Annotated in this window: 15 protein-coding genes and 1 pseudogene; 7 read left to right on the top strand and 9 right to left on the bottom strand. The window is 35.1% G+C overall.

The window, feature by feature from the left end; genetic code table 11:
* Nucleotides 1-41: 41 nt before the first annotated feature.
* From AC1DVP_RS20855 to AC1DVP_RS20840, 4 genes are all read right to left on the bottom strand, one after another.
* Nucleotides 42-1,184 (bottom strand): 1-acyl-sn-glycerol-3-phosphate acyltransferase, encoded by a 1,143-nt coding sequence (locus tag AC1DVP_RS20855; protein WP_477185396.1) that lies wholly within the window; start codon nucleotides 1,182-1,184, stop codon nucleotides 42-44.
* Nucleotides 1,185-1,247: 63 nt separating this feature from the next.
* Nucleotides 1,248-2,027 carry a TatD family hydrolase gene (locus AC1DVP_RS20850; protein ID WP_477185395.1) on the bottom strand — a complete coding sequence of 260 codons (780 nt, stop codon included), beginning with the start codon at nucleotides 2,025-2,027 and terminating at the stop codon, nucleotides 1,248-1,250.
* A gap of 181 nt (nucleotides 2,028-2,208) precedes the next feature.
* Nucleotides 2,209-2,934: a tetratricopeptide repeat protein gene (locus AC1DVP_RS20845; protein WP_477185394.1), complete on the bottom strand. Its 726-nt coding sequence runs from the start codon at nucleotides 2,932-2,934 to the stop codon at nucleotides 2,209-2,211.
* Between the two features lie 2 nt (nucleotides 2,935-2,936).
* Nucleotides 2,937-3,521, bottom strand: a complete 585-nt coding sequence (locus tag AC1DVP_RS20840; protein ID WP_477185393.1) for an RNA polymerase sigma factor — start codon at nucleotides 3,519-3,521, stop codon at nucleotides 2,937-2,939.
* Nucleotides 3,522-4,208: 687 nt separating this feature from the next.
* On the opposite strand from AC1DVP_RS20840, the gene AC1DVP_RS20835 reads away from it, so the two are divergent.
* The 4 genes from AC1DVP_RS20835 (at nucleotide 4,209) to AC1DVP_RS20820 (ending at nucleotide 10,460) form a co-directional block, all read left to right on the top strand.
* Entirely contained in the window at nucleotides 4,209-5,195 is a 987-nt protein-coding gene (locus AC1DVP_RS20835; protein ID WP_477185392.1) for a hypothetical protein, read from the top strand.
* Nucleotides 5,196-5,314: 119 nt separating this feature from the next.
* Nucleotides 5,315-7,264: a DUF7849 domain-containing protein gene (locus AC1DVP_RS20830; protein WP_477185391.1), complete on the top strand. Its 1,950-nt coding sequence runs from the start codon at nucleotides 5,315-5,317 to the stop codon at nucleotides 7,262-7,264.
* Between the two features lie 85 nt (nucleotides 7,265-7,349).
* Entirely contained in the window at nucleotides 7,350-9,968 is a 2,619-nt protein-coding gene (locus AC1DVP_RS20825) for a CHAT domain-containing protein (RefSeq protein ID WP_477185390.1), read from the top strand.
* 54 nt (nucleotides 9,969-10,022) lie between these two features.
* On the top strand, nucleotides 10,023-10,460 hold the full coding sequence (locus AC1DVP_RS20820; protein ID WP_477185389.1) for a retropepsin-like aspartic protease: 438 nt from the start codon (nucleotides 10,023-10,025) through the stop codon (nucleotides 10,458-10,460).
* Nucleotides 10,461-10,545: 85 nt separating this feature from the next.
* On the opposite strand, the gene AC1DVP_RS20815 is transcribed toward AC1DVP_RS20820, so the two are convergent.
* The 3 genes from AC1DVP_RS20815 to AC1DVP_RS20805 form a co-directional block, all read right to left on the bottom strand.
* Nucleotides 10,546-12,219 carry a WG repeat-containing protein gene (locus tag AC1DVP_RS20815; protein ID WP_477185388.1) on the bottom strand — a complete coding sequence of 558 codons (1,674 nt, stop codon included), beginning with the start codon at nucleotides 12,217-12,219 and terminating at the stop codon, nucleotides 10,546-10,548.
* 145 nt (nucleotides 12,220-12,364) lie between these two features.
* Nucleotides 12,365-13,600 (bottom strand): TCR/Tet family MFS transporter, encoded by a 1,236-nt coding sequence (locus AC1DVP_RS20810; RefSeq protein ID WP_477185387.1) that lies wholly within the window; start codon nucleotides 13,598-13,600, stop codon nucleotides 12,365-12,367.
* 91 nt (nucleotides 13,601-13,691) lie between these two features.
* Nucleotides 13,692-14,480 carry a ThuA domain-containing protein gene (locus AC1DVP_RS20805; RefSeq protein ID WP_477185386.1) on the bottom strand — a complete coding sequence of 263 codons (789 nt, stop codon included), beginning with the start codon at nucleotides 14,478-14,480 and terminating at the stop codon, nucleotides 13,692-13,694.
* Nucleotides 14,481-14,639: 159 nt separating this feature from the next.
* On the opposite strand from AC1DVP_RS20805, the pseudogene AC1DVP_RS20800 reads away from it, so the two are divergent.
* Nucleotides 14,640-14,831: pseudogene (locus tag AC1DVP_RS20800) on the top strand (integrase core domain-containing protein); the annotation flags it as partial.
* A 138-nt stretch (nucleotides 14,832-14,969) separates the two neighbouring features.
* On the opposite strand, the gene odhB reads toward AC1DVP_RS20800, so the two are convergent.
* Nucleotides 14,970-16,202 (bottom strand): 2-oxoglutarate dehydrogenase complex dihydrolipoyllysine-residue succinyltransferase, encoded by a 1,233-nt coding sequence (odhB, locus tag AC1DVP_RS20795; RefSeq protein ID WP_477185385.1) that lies wholly within the window; start codon nucleotides 16,200-16,202, stop codon nucleotides 14,970-14,972.
* Between the two features lie 154 nt (nucleotides 16,203-16,356).
* Nucleotides 16,357-19,128 carry a 2-oxoglutarate dehydrogenase E1 component gene (locus AC1DVP_RS20790; protein WP_477185384.1) on the bottom strand — a complete coding sequence of 924 codons (2,772 nt, stop codon included), beginning with the start codon at nucleotides 19,126-19,128 and terminating at the stop codon, nucleotides 16,357-16,359.
* A gap of 115 nt (nucleotides 19,129-19,243) precedes the next feature.
* Between AC1DVP_RS20790 and AC1DVP_RS20785 the strand changes: the two genes are divergently transcribed.
* Nucleotides 19,244-19,540 (top strand): hypothetical protein, encoded by a 297-nt coding sequence (locus tag AC1DVP_RS20785; RefSeq protein ID WP_477185383.1) that lies wholly within the window; start codon nucleotides 19,244-19,246, stop codon nucleotides 19,538-19,540.
* On the top strand, nucleotides 19,510-19,706 hold a 197-nt coding region (locus tag AC1DVP_RS20780; protein WP_477184986.1), incomplete at its 3' end, for a transposase. The genes AC1DVP_RS20785 and AC1DVP_RS20780, both read left to right, overlap by 31 nt.

Genomic DNA, 19,706 nt, shown 5'->3' with positions numbered 1-19,706 from the left:
TACCAATAGTTCCTCCGGTATAAATCAAAAGAATCTTTGGCTTAGAGTGCAAGTGCATCAACATATTTTAATTTATTAACAACTGGATTAGCATACATATCCAAAAAGCCTTGTTTAGCAACTGGATGTTCATGATCAATTCTCATTTCCAATCGTCTCTCAAAAAGTAATTTTTCGTTTTCAGTATATAAATGAGAAAATCGATTCGAGCAGTTCAAAATATCATAAGCAATAAAATTGGTCGTCCATAATTTGTAATTGGATAAAATAGAATCATCAATTACTTGTGCCAATGCTTGTACTTGCTTGTTAGTAGTGTCTATATTTTTGATAATGTCATCGATTTCAGTATCGAGCACATTTCCTACATGAATGTGTATTCTTTTCTTTTGACCAATAATCCCGCTCAACAAAGTCTTAAAATCTTCATTTTTCTCTTTGATATAAATCTCATTATTAGCTTCTGCCAATAATTGCGGCATTTTCAAGGCATCGGTTGGATCATACTCATAAGAAATAGAGACTGGCACAATTTTAATCTTCTTAAAATAGTCCATTATATTAGGTTCGTCAGATCCCATGGCTATCATTTTCAAAACCCCTGGATTGGTTTCATCATTCCCGTCTTTGGTTCTTCCTTCTCGCTGTGCAATCCAAACCGAACGATTTTCATGCAACAGCAACTGAGCCATATATTCGGACAGCAGTTTAGAACTCGCCAATAATTCTCTTGGAGACAATCCGCGCTGCACTAAAAAATTTCTATTTAATTTTGATAATGTTTTTAAAAATGATTTTTTAACCAAATTATCACCAATGGCAGATGAAGTCATATCCAAACCATGCTCAAACAAAGAAGCATTCAATAATGATGTATCTAAGACAATATCTCTATGATTGGACACAAACAAATAAGCAGTATTTTTTTCCAATTTCTCAAAACCCGAAGTAGTTAAACCCTCCGAACTTTTTTCCAAAACCTGCTGCACTCCATGATAAATAAAGTTGCATTGAAAATCACGAATAGAGTGTGTTTTACGAAGCTGTTCTTTCCAAACTTCATCATCTACCCCTGGAAAACAAAAGTTCATCAAAGCCTTCATCATTGGATGATCAATTACTTTTATTATTCCTTCATTTATTTCGGAATCATAAAAAGACCGGATCGCATCAAATTTATTCATTTTTGTTTTCAATTTAGTTGGACAAAAGAACAAAAAAAATATTAAAGTTACAGAATATCTACATTAAATACCGAATATTTCAATCGAATTATTGGTTGTTACAGCCGCAATCTCATTGGTAGAAACATCATATATTTGAGCTAATTTATCGGCAACATTTATCAAATAGCTGCTCTCATTGCGTTTGCCTCTATAAGGAATCGGAGCCAAATAAGGAGAATCGGTCTCAAGAACGATATGCTTTAAATCAATTTTATTTAAAAACTGATCTATTTTACCGTTTTTAAAAGTAACCACTCCCCCTATTCCTAACTTCATATTATAGGATATCGCCTGTAAAGCTTGTTCGTAGCTTCCAGAAAAGCAGTGAAAAATTCCAAATAATTCAGGTGATTTCTCTTCTTCCAGAATTTCAAATATTTCATCGAATGCTTCTCGACAATGAATAATGATAGGGAGTTTATACTTTTTGGCTAGCTGAATTTGTTTTCTAAAAGCGTTTTGCTGTTCTGCTAAGTGCGTCTTATCCCAATACAAATCAATGCCTATTTCACCAATAGCCACAAACTTTCTTTTGGCTAACTCATTTTCTACATACTGCAGTTCCTCAAGATAATTATCCTTTACATAAGTTGGATGCAAGCCCATCATCAGGAATACATTATTGGGATAATCCCTTTCCAAATCATACATGCTTTGTGTACATGACGAATCTATTGCAGGGACAAAAAAGCGAGAAACACCATTGTCAATGGCGCGCTGTATCATTTCATTTCTGTCCAAATCAAATTCTTCTGAATATAAATGGGTGTGGGTATCGGTAAGTATTGTTTTTGTTTCCAAGTCTGAAATTTAATAGTGCAAAATTACTCGAAAAAACGGGCTTTACCAAAAACAGACTGCACAAAGGTTTTTCCGCAAAGATTCACTAAAAAAAATTCGCAAAGACATTAATATCTCTGCGAATCTTTTAAAATAACCTTTTACGAATCTTCTTGCAAACTTTTACGAAACAACTACTACTCTAATCCAACTCTTCCAATAAAGCGTCAACTTGATCATTCCCTTCATAATCCTCTGGAATCGTCAAAAGCAGTTCTTTACAGGATTTATAGTCTTTTTGTTTTAATTTACTTAAGGCCAAACTCCAAACCGCCTTGTTTTTATAAATAGAATTTCCAGATTTCAAAGTATTAAAAACAGCTTCTGCTTCTGGCAATCTATTGTCTTCAAGTAAAGAAAGTCCATAAAAATACTGAATCTCGGCACTTTTATCCGTTTTCAAAATAGTTTCAAAAAGCGGAATCGCCGTTTTATACTGCTTGGCATTAAAGGCATCCTGAGCCAATTTCAAATTATCATTTGCTTCTCCTCTTTCGGTAAAAAATGCAGTTTCAGGCTGATTGTAATCCTCAAACACCGGATCCGAATTTTGATTCAAAAAAAACAGCCCACCCAAAACCGCCACCGAAGCAGCAACTCCATAATGCCATGGTTTGAAAGCAATCACTTTTGGCTTGGCCTTTTTATAATAAGTATTGGAAATCCCTTTCAAATTCTTCTTGAACGCTTTTAATTCATTAGCTTGTCCAAACTTATTTTCCAAATGAAGATGCAGTTCCTTATACGTTTCAAAAGCCAAAGCAAATTCTGCATCTGCTTTCAATTGATTCTCAAAAGCCAATTTATCTCCATCGCTCATTTCGCCTTGAAGATATTCATCAAATTTCAAAAAGTTTTCTTCATTCATGGCTAGGTATTTTTTATAGTTTTAAAGCGATTGTTTTCTTGAATCCACTGTGTTAACTGGCCAATGCAGAGCGATTTTTTCTTTCGGACATAACCATACGTTACTGCCAGTTTTTCGGCTACTTGTTCCATCGAAGGAAGCGTAAAACTCAGTTTTAACAGTTCTTGGCATTTATCCCCAAGTTTTTGAAACATGGCATCATACAGTTGCTGTTTCTCATCAAAATGTTCTGTCTGCAAAACCATCTCATCAGCAGATTCATGTATAGATGTCAATTCTTCCTTAATTGTTACCCCTTTATTCGAATGTTTTTTCAGCTCATTGAGCCATTTTCTTTTGCACAGCAAAAAAAAGTACGCATCAAAGGGACACGTCAATCGAAGCTGTTGCGCTTTAGCCTGATTAAAAAGCAAAATAAGCACTTCCTGAATCACATCCTGCGCCTTATCCTCATCACCAGAATTATTCCTTATATAATAGACCACCTTCGGCACAAATTTTTTATAAATAGCATGAATAACCGCCGAATCATTATTCGCCAGTCCTTCAATATACATTTGATCGGGATGAACAGTTGTTGAAGCCATAAAAAAACTTTTCCCCGAAAATACTAAAAAAAGAGAGAAAACCACTTCATATCTTTTTTTATGAATACCAATAATCATCTGGGCGTAACCCCATTATGAAAACAGGCCTATTTTTCTTTATGCCTATTAGGCCTTTTTCCATAATGCGGTCGGGCTATCCGCGCTGCTTCGGCAGCCTGCTTTTATCCCTTACGCGCATCACGTAAAACATCATATTTAACACTTTAAAAGAAACAGCAAATAACTTCAATTGCAAAAATTGCATCAGTTCCTATTTCCTGCAAGGTCAAAAAAAGACCTTGCAGGACTCTCAAACAACAAAATCAAATAAAAAATTCTCAAAACAGGGGTAACAATTATAAAACCAAATGGATATAACCATATAAATCGATAATTAGAACTTTTTAAAACTTTTAGATTATGGAAAATATTAAAAAAATAGGAATCAGTTTCTTCAGCAAACTTTGGGCATTAATTACCCGATGATAAAAAAAAACAAAAACAAGGGTAACAAACCAAAACTAAAGTTGATATAAGAATGAAATTAGAATTAAAAAAGAAATTTCAAAAACAAGGGTAACAATATCAAACCTCAATTGATATACAACAAAAGAAACAATAATTAACAACCAGAATCAAAACAAACTCTTGAAAATTTCAAGAGCGATTCAAAAAAAATTAGAAATCATGAACAGAAATTTAAAATCAATCGCATTTTTATTTTTAGCAGCAATGGCAATGGCAAGCTGTACAAACGAGGATAATCCAACAACAGAAACTCCAATCATCCCAGCTACTGCCTCCGAATTCAAAGCCATCAGAACCGAAGTCCTGACCAAATTAAAACAAACATTCAGTATTACCGAAGCCTCTGGTACAGTGACACTAACTTCCGCCAAAGGAGTAAAACTCATGATCAACAGAGATTATCTCAGAAAAAACGGAAATCCGGTTACCGGAACCATCAATATAGAATATATAGAATTGTTCGACAAAGGGCACATGCTAGTGGCAAACAAGCCTACAATGGGATTAACAACAGACGGAAAGAAAAATTTATTAATCTCTGGGGGTGAATTTTATATCAAAGCTACACAAGACGGAGTTGCCCTGGAATCGATAGCCAATATGACCCTTCTTGTCCCAGCAAACTTAACCGATGGATTAAAAACAGGAATGCAGCTTTGGATGGGCAATTTAGAAGATCCTGAAAACTTAGTTTGGAGAAATGTAGCCGATCCCGGAACCGCAGGAGGAAAAGGCGGCGTTCAAGGAGAAGGAAACAATTACTATGTTTCTTTTGGAAACTTTGGATGGACAAACGTAGATAAATTCTATAGTGACCCAAGACCAAAAACAACCATTCTTGCCGATGCCCCCGAAGGTTACGACAACACCAACAGCGCCATTTATTTATCTTACGACGGTGAAGGAAAAAATGCGCTTGCCAAATTAGATACTTATACTGCAGCAGGCTTATTCAGTGAACATTACGGACAAATTCCGATTGGTCTGGCTTGTCACGTAATTTTTGCAACCGAAGACAATGGACAATGGAGATATGCAATCAAAGCCGTTACTGTGGCAGCAAATGATGTTTACACCTTCACATTAGCAGAAACGACTGTAGGCACCGAAGCGCAATTAATAGCAGCAATCAATGCCATTCAATAATCTATAAATTCAAATTAATAAGAAAAAGTGGTGATTTGCTCACCGCTTTTTTTTACTTTTAAAAATTATTTGAATTTCAAAAATCCAAAAAAACTATTGACCGACCAAAATAACCAAATATGAACAAATCGCTATTCGTTTTTTTTCTAATTGTGGCTTTCCCGCTCTACGCCCAGACAAAAGTAAAAGACACCATTACCCGGAGAGCTAATATTGGATATGATCAAAAAGGAAATTTAGTTGCTTTCAAACCAGAAACACCGCCATTAATCCCCATTGCAGGTGCGCCAAAACCCAGTTATTCTTACTTATGGGAGTTGGGCGATGGTCATTACAGTAAAGAAACCGAGCCTAAACATGTCTATAAAAATAAAGGAACTTATACTGCCAGACTTACCGTAACCAATAATTACGACAACGGAAAACCGCCTGCCACACGTCCCAAAAAAGTAGTGATTAATGACATTGAGGACAGCAGCTACAAAGACATTGCTTCTATTGCTCTTCAAAACGGACTATCCATTCAGAAAAATTGCGACCCCATTCCCGAACAGGAAATGCAGGTGATTGTGAGTTATGAAAATCTGGAAAACTATGTTACCAACGGAAAACTCTATCTTTTTTATAACGAAAAACAATTCAAAAACAACAATTTCGATTTACAGGAAGTGCGCCCTTATGCTGGTGAAAGAACCGTAAAAGAAAACAAAATTGTTACTGCCAAAGATATTGATAACTCGAATCGCTATTTGGCATCTGGCGAGACTTTGGCTTTTGCCAAAAAATATAAAGAAACCGCTAGCGAAACCGATTTGGATTCGACATTATTAGCCGCCAAAAACAGCTATAAAGATGTAGCTGTTTTAGAAATAGACGATCACAATCCCGGAGAGACCCGAAATGTTTTTTATACTTTCAAAACCACTCCTGAAATGATCAAAGACACTAGTGCCACCATAACCATGCGCTCTATTTATGTTCCTAATCGAAATTTCAAAAATCATAAAATAAAAAATCTGGAAATGGAAATTGTCACTTCCCATGACCCAAACAAAATGGGTTCCAACGGGAGTTTCATGAATTATAGATTTGTACGTTACAAAAGAGTCAAATTCAAAACCAGTTTCCAAAACAACGGCGAAGGACCGGCAAGAAAAATTCAGCTCGAAACGGATATCCCGGATATGTTTGACAAAAGAACCCTGAAAATTGAAAGCATGTATCCCGAATGCCCCATTTGTCCTAAAGGTGAAGCTCCAACAGTGAGCTGTCTCGATACCATTGTGAGAAATACTCAGATTTTTTTCGTTTTCAGAAACATCTATCTCCCAGGCAGTAATCAGAAAAACGTAAAAGAAATTGACAGCACCAAAGGCTTTGTAAAATACTCCATGAAGTTCAATGAAGATTTTCACAAAATAAAAACCAAAAGCAGAACAGCTATCATATTCGACAAAAACGAGCCCATCATTACCAACTATGCCACTACCCGGTTCACTCCTGGCATATCCATTGGAGCCAAAGCGGGTTATAATATTTACAATAATTTGAACAACCCAAAAAGTTATTTTGTGGGAGCTACAATCTCCCCTTTTAAATCCTACCGCTATTACATGCAGGCCGAATTTTTAAACAGTGTCACTTCCTATGATGGCGCAACTACTTTCGCCGAAAAAATCAATCAAGATACAGGCGCAGTACAATTAAACCGTATCACGGCATCAATTGAAAACAAAAACATCAATTGGGAAATTCCAATATTGTTCCGATATAACATCTCGACTTATTTTGGTGTGGGGGCAGGTGCTCAAATCAACATGAATGTTTCCGAAAAGCAAACTCAAAACATAAAAACTGATATCTATGAAGGAACATCAGATAAATTATTATTGCGGACAGTTTACTCAACCGTAACAACTAAAAACTCATTTTCTGAATTAAAATCAGGGCTCTTATTTGATTTCACAGCAGGTTTTGCACGAATTGGCCCTAGTTTTGGAGCGCGTTATGTGCTTAACTTTGACAATAATTTCAATTATTGCCAGTTATATGCTCTTTGGAAATTTTAGAATTTTGGCATAAAAAAAACAAAATTTCATTCACCAATATTTAAATTTTTAAACAATTTTTAAAATATCTAACAATCAAAATGTTATGATAAAAAACAGTATTTTATTTTATCTTTTTACAATTGTGAGCCTCTATGGGCAAAAACAGCAACAAGAAGAAATTACATATAATGCTATCGATTATTTTGTTGCCAACCCATCATTGGAAGGCATTAAAACCCTCAATACTGTTGAAACTCTTTTTTGGAAAAATCAAGACAAAAAAACAAAAGAAGGATTGCTGTCTATTGTCGTTCTTAACTGCAATAAGGGGTATTTTGAAAATAAATTTGGAAAAACAAATCAAGCCATTGCCAGTTATGAAAAAGCATGGAAAACATATCAAGACTATCTGCTCACCGACTATGATATAGTTGAATATTGCCTAAAACCACTTGGAAATTTATACACCATAATAGGAGATTATAATAATGCCGAAAACACCATCAAACATTATTATTTTATTGCTAATACGCAAAAAAATGAATCTCAGAAAATCTCCGCAATTCTTAATTTATCAAATGTATATCAAAATTCAGGCAGAATTAATGAGGCAATTGATTTAATCAAAAAAACAATCCACACCGAAAAAATAACCACAACTCAAAAAGGCCTTTTATTAAATAATTTAGGAGCAAATTACCTTTTGAGATCGGTAAATGAAGATTCATATAATGCTGAAATGGCTTTTTTAAAAGCAATTCCATTATTAAAAAAAGACAAAACCCAAGCAGAATCTTTATTTAACACCTATATTAATCTGTATAGGATTAAAATTAACAGCCAAAAAAATGAAGCTTTAAATTATTTCGCAGAAGCCAAAACTATTTTTAAAAATTTACCAGACCAAGAACCTAGAAAAAAAGCCCAATTTTATTTGGAAGAAGCTACTCTGTTGCTAAAACAGAATAATTTAGCCAAAGCTCAGACGGTACTCCAAACAATTTTCAAAACATTAATATCGAGTTACTCCAAAGAGAAAAACATTCTGCCAAAAGAAAATTCTCTTTATGCCGAAACCGTTTTACTCGATGCTCTGGACCTTCAAGCCGATTTATTTACAGCACAAAAACAGCTTGACAAAGCATTAAAAAGCTATGCACTTGCGTTTCGTATAGAAAAATTATTTCAAACGCTCATCGTGTATGAAAATTCTAAAATCATTACTCAAATTAAAAACAGAAAACGCATCGAAAAATGCATCCTCATTTACCAGTCATTATTTGAAAAAGATGCAAATTCAGCTTATATAGAAAAAGCATTTCAATTAGTTGAACATACCAAATCGTGCGTTTTAAAAAATGAAATTTACAGAAACCGAACTGCTTCAAAAAAGGAAAAGCAAAAAATAGAAGAATTACGGTTTTGGAACAATGAAATCCTGAAAGAACAGCAGAAAGGAGAATTGGCCAATATTTCCAAAATAAACGAAGCTATCAAAAAACAGAACCAGACAATGCTTTTTGTAAAAGAGTACCAGCCTGTTCGATCAAAACAAAATGAAACAACGGTCAATGTCAATGCATTATATTTTAAACTGGAATCAGATGATTCCATTATGGTCGAGTATTTCTGGGGTTCCAAAACGGTGTATGTATTCACCATACAAAACAATCAAATTTCCCTGCAATCTTTTTGTACTGACCAAATGTGCGGAGAACCGGTACCTGCTTACATAAGTCTTTTTTATAACGCAAACAGTATCACAAACGACATTGGCCTATACCAAAAAAAAGCGCATTTAGCTTACAAAAAACTACTGTTACCTGTCAAATCAAACTATAAAAATCTCATCATTATTCCTGATGGAATTTTAAATTTCCTGCCGTTTGAAGCCCTGATTACCAAAGAATCCAATACGGCAAATTTTGAAAAAATGCATTATTTGCTGAATGATTTCAATATTGCATACAACAATTCGGCCAGTTTTTATTTGGCTGCAAAACCGTTTTGCCCAAAAGAAAAAACCGTTTTAGGCATTTTCCCGGTTTTTGAAAAAACAAATTATACGCTCACTTATTCTAAAAAGGAACTGCAGTCTATTAAAGACAGTTTTAAAGGATGCTTTTTTGAAAACAGTAATGCAACTTTTCAAAATTTCAAAAGCAATGCTGCTAATTATTCTATATTACATTTATCAACTCATGCTGACGCCGGCGACATTGAAACGCCTGCCAGCATTAAGTTTTATGATCGGGAAGTCTTGTATTCTGAGTTATATCATCTGAACATAAATCCGAATTTGGTCGTTTTGAGTGCCTGCGAAACTGGAATTGGCAAACTCTTCAAATCCGAAGGAGCAATGAGTATTGCCAGAGGTTTTCAGTTTGCAGGAGCGCAAAATTTATTGTTCTCCCTATGGAAAGTAAATGATTATACCACCTCTATATTTATGGGTGATTTCTATAAAAATATCAAAAAAAACAATTCTTATTTTGAGGCTAATCATCAGGCTAAACTTGATTTTTTGAATAATAAAAACATTTCAAATGCTAAAAAATCACCTTATTATTGGGCCTCATTTGTGTATTATGGCGATATCGAAAACAAAGATAAAAACAGCTATGTATTGCTGGGCTTTGTCATTATAGCCATACTTATTGGAGGTTTTGTATTGTTCAAACTTATCACAAGACGCATTCAAAAAGAAAAAAATAACGTTTAAAAGTGAAAACAACGTTAGGAATACTATTTTTACTTCTCACAATAGCTACTTAGCATGAAAAACTTACACGAAAAACTGAAGAAAGCAAACTATAAAAAAGTTAAGTTTAAAATTACCAAAACCCAGCATCTTTTGATTAAGGCTAAAATCAATGGTGTGAAAGGAAATTTTATTCTAGACACTGGTGCTTCTAACAGTTGTGTGGGATTTGAAAGTATTGATCATTTTACATTGGATGCCAAAAAATCCAAAACCAAAGCTTCGGGAGCTGGCGCAACTGGTATGCTAACACAAATGTCTACAAAAAACTGTCTGCAGTTAAACAAATGGAAGGACAATGCTTTTGACCTTGTTATCTTCGATTTATCACATGTCAATGAAGCATTAAGCCAATATAAAGTAAATCCCGTCCACGGAATTATTGGAGCCGATGTCCTGATGAAAGGCAAGGGAATAATTGATTATTTTAATCATTGTTTGTATTTGAAGTAATTCTGGGTTTTCTGTCAATAAAAAAATCCCAAATTCCATTTTTTCTAAAGGAGTTTGGGATTTTTAGTATTGAAACTTAAATGAATTACAATTTCACCGTTTTTGTGTTATCATTCAAATCTATTGAGAAGATTTCTTTTCCTTTAACTCCATAATTACCGTTTGCATCCAGTATTATCTGATCATAAACACAAGGAAGTGTTTCGGTTTTAGTCAGCAAATTGTATGCTCCAATTTTTCCTTTTTGTTTTACGAGCAAAATATTATTGTTTTCTCCAACAATTTCCTCGTAGTTAGATTCCATTACCTGCTGTCCCATCATATCCAAAAGACCTGCTTTATTATTGTTTTGACACATCAAATAACTAAATTTTGATTCATCATAATAAGAGCCGCTTTTATTCAAAAAAGTAACAGGAGAAATATTAGAATATGAAATTGCTGAGATTTGTTGTGCATTTTTGTCCAACAAGACAAATTTCTTGTTCTTTTTGGCAATAAAGACAAAATTACTGGAATAGTTGTTGTTCTTGCTTACAACCTTATCTATGGATTCATACTCGCAGGGAGCGATTAATTTACCGAAGGAATCCAACATTCCAAACAGATTGTTTTTTTCTACAATAAATGTTTCGTTTTCAATATTGATATTATCGTATTCACAAGTAACAATTTCCGTAGGAGTACCGCTGTTTACTTGTATCAAACCGCATTTATTGTTTTTGGTAGTTTTCAAACTATTGGAATAACTGGTGTTAATTTGGTCATATTCAAATGGCAAAGAAACTTTTCCGTTGATTAAAACACAACCGTATTTGCCGTCTTTATTGACAGCCAAAAATGAACCGTCATTATATGGATATGTTTTAATATCCTTGTATTCTATTGGCAAAACAATATTCTCATTTTCGTCTATGATCCCCATTTTATCGTTCAGTTTTACGATAAAATTTTTACTGCTGCTAACGCTGTTTATTTGTGTGTACCATTTTTTGAATTTTGGCTTATTGTCGATCGTAACCAAATTAGATCCTTTCTCATTTTCAACCTTAAAATAATTACTGTTGTCAACTGTTTGAACATATTGATACTCACAAGGAATCATGAATTTACCGTTCAAAAGACTATATAAACCTCTTAGATTGTTTTTTTTATCCTGAAGAATAAAATAGTTCTCTACTCCAGAAACAGTACTGATTTCAGCCCATTTGAAAGGAATTAACACTTTGTTGTCTCTGCTTAACACGCCATAATAGCCGTTCTTTGTGCGTGCCGAAAAGATATCGTTCCCAATGTGATTCAAAGAATAGTAAATCATAGGGATTTCCCAGATTTCTTTTTCAACATTATAAAGCCCATAATTATTCCCAATTCCCATTGGAAAAGAATTACCGTCGCTTACAGCTGGATATGTCTTTCTCTCGAATAATGCAGGCAAAAGAACTTGGTCTCTTTTTTTTATTCCAAATTTATAATTGCTGTTGTATTTATCATAAAACCAAATCGATTCGTCGTTTATTTTTTCAGTGGCATAGCGTCCATAATTTCCATCTGGCCGTACTTCCGTTATACGCGGTGCCTCTTCAGCCATGACTGGCGCATCACTCACGAGCATTACATCTTCAACAGGCTGCGGATCGCCTTTTATTGTTTCAGTTTTAGGTTTGCTTTTTTGTTTTGGTTTTTTCTTTTGCGAAAAGCTGTTTTGAAAAAATAAAACCATTGCAGAAAGCAACAATACTTTGACTTGATTCTTCATGTTTTTGAGTAGATTTTTTTGAATTGTAAATGTAAAAAAAAGCCTGCTTTAAAAGCGAATTTTTATATTACTAAATATATATTTTCCTACTTAGCATTTATTAGAGCTAATGACCTGATAAAAGACAAAGGAATAATTAATTACTTTAATCATTGCTTATATTAGAAACAGCATATTTTTTCAATGAGAAATAAGCAACAATACCACTAGTCATCATTAATAAACCGCCTAGAACAAATGGCATTCCCGGAAATTGAAGTGGAGCATCTTTATGTGTAAAATAATAAAATAGACTCGACATAACTGGTGGTCCAATAATGGTTGCGGCACTCATTAAACTCGCAATTGTCCCTTGAATTTCACCTTGTTCTGTCGGCAAAACATGATTCGAAATTATAGCACGCAAAGCTGGACCTGCGATTCCTGCAAGACAATACGGAATCAAAAAGAGAAACATCATCCAGCTTTCGGAAGCAAAAGCAAACAAAAACATTCCAATAGTATATAATGTCATCCCAACATAAATACTTTTTTCATTTCCAAATTTTTGGTTAGTCCAGCGTATCAGTCCTCCCTGAACCAGGCTTACTAAAACTCCAACAACACCCAGTGAAATTCCGACCATTTTTTCGTCCCAGCTAAACTTATACATCGTGAAATAACTCCAGTTGCTTTCTACAGCATGTGATGCAACATAAATCAAAAACAAAGCGATCAATAATCCATATAGCGAAGGGTACTTCTTTAAATTCAAAAAGGCACCAATTGGATTGGCTCTTTTCAAATTCACTGGCCTTCTGTTTTCTTTTGATAATGATTCGGGCAAAATAAAATAACCGTACAAGAAATTCAGCATACATAAAATAGCTGCCGCATAAAACGGAATTCTGGATCCGTAATGCCCCAAAACACCTCCAATAACGGGTCCAATTATAAATCCGAGCCCAAAAGCCACACCAATCATTCCAAAATTTTTGGCTCTGTTCTCAGGCGTGCTCACATCAGCTATATACGCCGAAGCTGTAGAAATACTTGCTCCAGTTAATCCGGCAATTATTCTTCCCACAAACAGCCATGTAATCGTTGGAGCAAATGCCAGCAAAATATAATCCAGCGAAAAGGCAAAAAGCGAAATTAGAATTATGGGTCTTCGCCCAAATTTATCACTTAAATTTCCAATTAACGGCGCAAACATAAACTGGGTTATCGCATACGCAAATGTTAACCAGCCACCATATTTTGCTGCTTCGCTAACATCACCATGTATTAATTCTTTAATCAGTTTTGGTATAACCGGAATGATAATTCCCCAACCCGTAATATCGATTAACATTGTGATGAAGATAAAGCTGATAGCAGCCTGTTTTTTGTTTGATGCCATAAATAAGTATTGATTAGATTGTAATTTCGTAATCTGAGGAAATTGAAAACTACTAAAGATTTTTGCAACTGTAATAGTATTTTTTAGGTTGCTATTTTCTTGATTTTTTCTTCGAATGGGATTTTTTAGCATCTTCTCCCAATGCCCACAAAATTCCTCCTGCAAGATGCTCAAGATACACAGGGTCGACATAATCTTTACTATCATGTCCCAAAGCTGTATAAAACACTCTGGCTCCCTCAAATTCATGACACCAGGCTAAAGGGAAGTAATCACCAAAAACACGCCCTGGGTAAACTTCTTTCCCAGTATCATTTACGGTTCTTAAATCTGCGGCTAAAAGTACCTGAATATCCGGATTGAGCTCGTTCATATAGTAGCATTCATCTTCTTTTTCCCATGTTTCAGGCAGCATCGAAGTCGAAGGATGGTTTTTATTAATCACTTTTATTTTGAAAGACTGAAAAACAGGATGTGATTTAAATTTTCCACCTACCATTGCTGCATACCAAGGCCAGGATTTTGCAGAATCAGAGGCACTATGAATCCCTACGAAAGATCCGCCGGCATGAATATAATCAACAAGTGCTTGCTTTTGCTGTTCCGTATCAAAAATATCATTACAGGTATTCGAGAAAACAAGACAGCTGTACTTTGCTAAATTGTTGGTAGCCATTACTGCCGGATCATCTGAAACATCAACAATCAGGTTGTTTGCTTCACCAATTTTCTTTAAGGCTTCTACACTGACAGCAATATTTTGATGAACATAACCTTTGCCATTTTTAGTATAAACTAAAATCCGTTTTTTAGCTGGCGGATTTGCAAAAACTGCACCTAAGCCAAAAATAACAACGAGCAACATTAATTTTATTTTCATAATTCTTCTATTTATTGTCGAATATAAAAAGAAAAACCCAAATGAAATGAATCATTTGGGTTTTGCAGTTTACAAATATTTCATTAGAACTAGTTCTTTTTTTTTTGGAATTTAAGCAATTTTCTTTTATATCAAATTTTGAATATTCCAAGATGTAAGGTTTTATGCAGTATGACACAAAATTCAGACCCTTATCAAAATGCCATAGCAGAAAGAATAAATGGAATTTTAAAACAAGACTTTAAGATTGATAAGTACACAAATAACAAACCAAATAGCCAAGGAATCAGTTAGTATTTATAATGAATCAGGCCTCATTATTCTAATTATATGCTAACTCCGAATCAAATGCATTCTCAAAACATAGTTAATAGAGAGCCTATAAAACAAAAAACAGCAGCAAAAACATTTTTGCTGCTGTTTAAATATTTAATTTTATCTAATAATCTGTATCGCTTTTTTTAGGACGGAACAGAAAATAAAATTATTTTACAACTCCAATGCTTTTTTAGCATTTCCGCCCATCAACAATTCTAATGGGTTTTCTAAAGCTTCTTTTACAGCAACCAAGAAACCAACAGACTCACGTCCATCGATAATTCTATGGTCATAAGAAAGCGCTACATACATCATTGGGTGAATTTCCACTTTACCGTTTACAGCAATTGGACGCTCAATAATGTTGTGCATTCCTAAGATACCAGATTGAGGAGGGTTGATAATTGGAGTAGATAACATCGAACCAAAAACACCACCATTAGTTATTGTAAAAGTACCGCCAGTCATATCATCAACTGTGATTTGACCGTCACGGGCTCTAAGCGCTAATCTTTTAATTTCAGCTTCAACTCCACGGAAAGTTAAAAGTTCAGCATTACGAACAACAGGAACCATTAATCCTTTTGGCCCTGAAACTGCGATTGAGATATCAGCAAAATCGTAAGCAATTTTGTAATCACCATCCATCATTGAGTTCACATCCGGATACAATTCTAAAGCTCTGGTAACTGCTTTAGTAAAGAAAGACATATATCCTAATCCAAGTCCGCCGTGTTTTGCTTTGAAAGCATCTTTGTATTCGTTACGAATTTGGTTAATTGGCGTCATATTTACTTCGTTGAAAGTAGTCAACATAGCCGTTTCGTTTTTAGCAGATACCAATCTTTCAGCTACTTTACGACGCAACATAGACAATTTAGTTCTTTCAGTACCGCGAGAACCTCCTGTCGGAGTTCCCATTGATGGCACTGCATTTACAGCATCATCTTTAGTTATTCTTCCCCCTTTACCAGTACCAGATACTGTTGCTGGAGCGATATTTTTTTCGTCTAATATTTTTTTAGCCGCTGGAGATGGAGTTCCTGCTGCATAAGATGCCGCTGGCGCAGGTGCTGCTGCTACCGGAGCCGGAGCCACTGGTGCAGGCGCTGCTTTTGGCGCTTCAGCTGCTGGAGCTGCCACTGATGCAGCACCTGATGGTTTTGCTCCGTCAGTATCAATAAGACAAACCACTGCCCCAACTGCTACTGTGTCACCTTCTTCTGCTTTTAGCGTGATAATCCCGCTCATTTCAGCTGGCAATTCAAGTGTTGCTTTGTCAGAATCAACCTCAGCAATAGCTTGGTCTTTTTCTACATAATCTCCGTCCTTAACTAACCATGTTGCAATTTCTACTTCTTTGATTGATTCCCCTGGTGATGGGACTTTCATTTCTAAAATCATGTCTTATTATTTTAAATTATGAATTTTATATTCTAAATTGTCCTTAAAAGAACACTTGTTTGTTGCGTTTTCTAGCCCTGATGGAAACGGCATCCTTTTTATTTTTTCCTTTAAAAATAAAAAGATACAGTGTACAGCAGGAAATAGCTCCTTATTATCTGAATAAATTCTTGTCAAATACCATTCTGATAGCATCTGCGTGGCGGCGTTTTGATCTTGTGTAACTTCCAGAAGCTGGTGCTGAATATGCTTTTAACGAAGCCAGTCTCCATTTGATAAAGTCAAAATTCATCAGCATAAAGCTGTAAGCTCCCATGTTTTTAGGCTCTTCTTGTGCCCAAACATAATCATCAGCGTTTGGATATTTAGCGATAATCGCTTTGATCTGCTCTGCAGGGAAAGGGAATAATTGCTCGACACGAACAACTGCAACATCATTTCTTCCGTTATTTCCTCTTTCGGCAACAATATCATAATAGAATTTACCTGTACAGAAAACCAATGTTTTTACCTCTTTTTTGTTTACTGCTTCGTCATCGATAGTTTCTTGGAAGCTTCCTTTTGCTAATTCTTCTACTGAAGAAACACATCTTGGGTCACGCAATAAACTCTTTGGAGAAAAAACAACAAGCGGTTTACGGAAAGTCGTTTTCATTTGTCTTCTCAACAAGTGGAAAAAGTTGGCTGGCGTTGTACAATCGGCAACATACATATTATGTCTGGCGCAAAGCTGTAAGTAACGCTCCATTCTTGCAGATGAGTGCTCAGCTCCTTGACCTTCGTATCCGTGCGGCAATAATAAAACGATACCGTTTTGATTGTTCCATTTGTCTTCTCCACAAGAAATGTATTGGTCAATCATAATCTGCGCTCCATTGCTGAAATCTCCAAATTGTGCTTCCCAGATAGTCAATGCGTTTGGATTTGCTAAGGCATAACCATAATCAAAACCAAGAACACCATACTCCGATAAATGTGAATTGAAAATATTGAAGTTTCCTTTTTTGTTTTCGATAGCGTTCAATAAGATTACTTCTTCTTCAGAATCTTCTACTTTAACTACGGCGTGACGGTGAGAGAATGTACCGCGCTCTACGTCCTGCCCTGAAATTCGGATATCAAATCCTTCACTCAAAAGTGAACCGTAAGCTAATGTTTCAGCAGTTCCCCAATCTACAGTGTTGTTATCGTATCCTGTTTTTCTGTCAGAAACAATTTTGGTTATTTTGTTAATGAATTTCTTGTCAGATGGTAGAGTCGATACCGTTTTGATAATAGAATCTAATGATTCTTTAGCAAAAGATGTTTCTACTTTTTGAAGCATCACATCATCAGAAACCTGCTTAAATCCTTTCCATTCATTCTGCATAAACGGCGTAATGATAGTCAGGTCTTTTTTGCGGGAAGCTTCTAAATTATGTTCAAGATCCGCTTTGTATTCTTTCTCAATTGTATTTACATAATTAGCATCAATAACTCTCTCAGACAATAGCTTTTCAGCATAAATATCTCTCGGATTTTGATGTTTTGCAATAATTTTATATAAAACGGGCTGTGTAAAACGAGGCTCATCACCTTCGTTATGACCGTATTTTCTATATCCTAATAAATCGATAAACACGTCACGTCCAAACTGCATTCTGTAATCTAATGCAAAAGATACTGCATGTACAACTGCTTCGGCATCATCAGCATTTACGTGCAATACCGGCGAAAGCGTTACTTTGGCAACATCCGTACAATAAGTAGAGGAACGAGCGTCAAGATAGTTAGTCGTAAAACCAACCTGATTATTGATTACAATATGAATTGTACCGCCTGTTTTGTAACCGTCAAGCAATGACATTTGAATGATTTCATATAAAATCCCCTGACCTGCAATTGCAGCATCACCGTGAACGGCAATTGGCAAAACTTTACTGAAATCGTCTGCAAAATATTTATCTTGTTTGGCTCTTGTAATTCCTTCGATTACTGCACCTACTGTTTCGAGATGCGAAGGATTTGGAGCTAAATTGATATTTATTTTTTTACCAGATTTAGTCACTTTATCGGCAGTAAGACCTAAGTGGTATTTTACATCTCCGTCAAAGTATTCTTGGTCGTAATCTTTACCATCGAATTCACCGAAGATATCTTGAGTTGATTTTCCAAAAATGTTAGCCAAGACATTCAAACGTCCGCGGTGAGCCATTCCCATCACAAACTGCTCTACTCCTTTTTCGGCTGCTTTTTCGATCAAAGCATCAAGAGCCGGAATTACAGACTCTCCTCCTTCTAATGAAAAACGTTTTTGTCCCACATATTTAGTGTGCAAAAAGTTCTCGAAAGAAACTGCTTGATTTAATTTATTTAAGATTGTTTTCTTTTCTTCAACAGAAAAATTAGGCTGGTTGTTGTTAACTCCTAATTTATCCTGAACCCATTTTACCACGCCGGGATTACGGATATACATATACTCAACCCCAATATGCTGACAATATATTGCCTGAAGACGAGCCACAATATCCTGCAATGAGCAAGGCGCTACTCCTATAACCTGTGCAGCATCAAAAACTGTTGACAAATCAGCTGTTGATAAGCCAAAATTTTCAATATCTAAAGTTGGCGACGAAGTTCTGCGGTCACGAACCGGGTTTGTTTTCGTAAATAAATGTCCACGTGTGCGGTATCCATCAATTAATTTTAAAACATTGAATTCTTTTTGCAGCTTATCTGAAACTAAACTGCAGTCAGCATTGCTTTCTACATATTCAACAATTCGCTGAACTGGGTTTTCCTCATTATAGGTAGTCATTCCAAAGTCGAAACCTTGAAAAAAACTTCTCCAGCTTGGCTCAACGCTATCTGGATTTTCTAAATATTGATCGTATAATTGCGCGAAAAATTCTGTGTGTGCTGCGTTTAAAAATGAAAACCTATCCATATCTTATTGAATATACTTTTGTTAAATAGTTCGGCAAAAATACAATAAAGCAATTTATTTAAATCTATTTTTTTACGTACTTTTACGTAAAAATTTGTTAAAAAAAGCCAGAAGTATGAAAAAATCAACCTTTCTCTCCCTAACAAAGCACCTTTTCATCTTTTTTACCTTGTTCTTCTACGAAAACGTAATAGCTCAATACTCACAAATGCCAGAGCCAAGAAATCCTTTTTGGGAAAAAGTACAATTTGGCGGTGGATTAGGGCTGAATTTTGGCAGCGGCTATACCGATATCTCTGTTGCACCCAGTGCTATTTATAATATAAATCAATTGAGTTATCAATTTAATTTCTGTAAATTAGTACCTTTAAATACTGACTTATGGATAAATTTAAAGGGCAAAACATACTGAATCTAGTAAAAGAATTCCCGAATGATGATGCTTGTAAAGCTTATTTGAGTAAAATTAAATGGATGGATGGTTTTAAATGCACTAAATGCAACTCAGAAAAAGGATGCGAAAAATCGGGTTTTAATTATCATTGTTATTCTTGTAATCATGTAGAAAGCGCTACTGC

It is taken from the genome of Flavobacterium sp. P3_A6 (genome assembly GCF_056403035.1).
The sequence above is the reverse complement of the archived record's forward strand: the minus strand, read 5'-3'. Positions and strand labels throughout refer to the sequence as shown.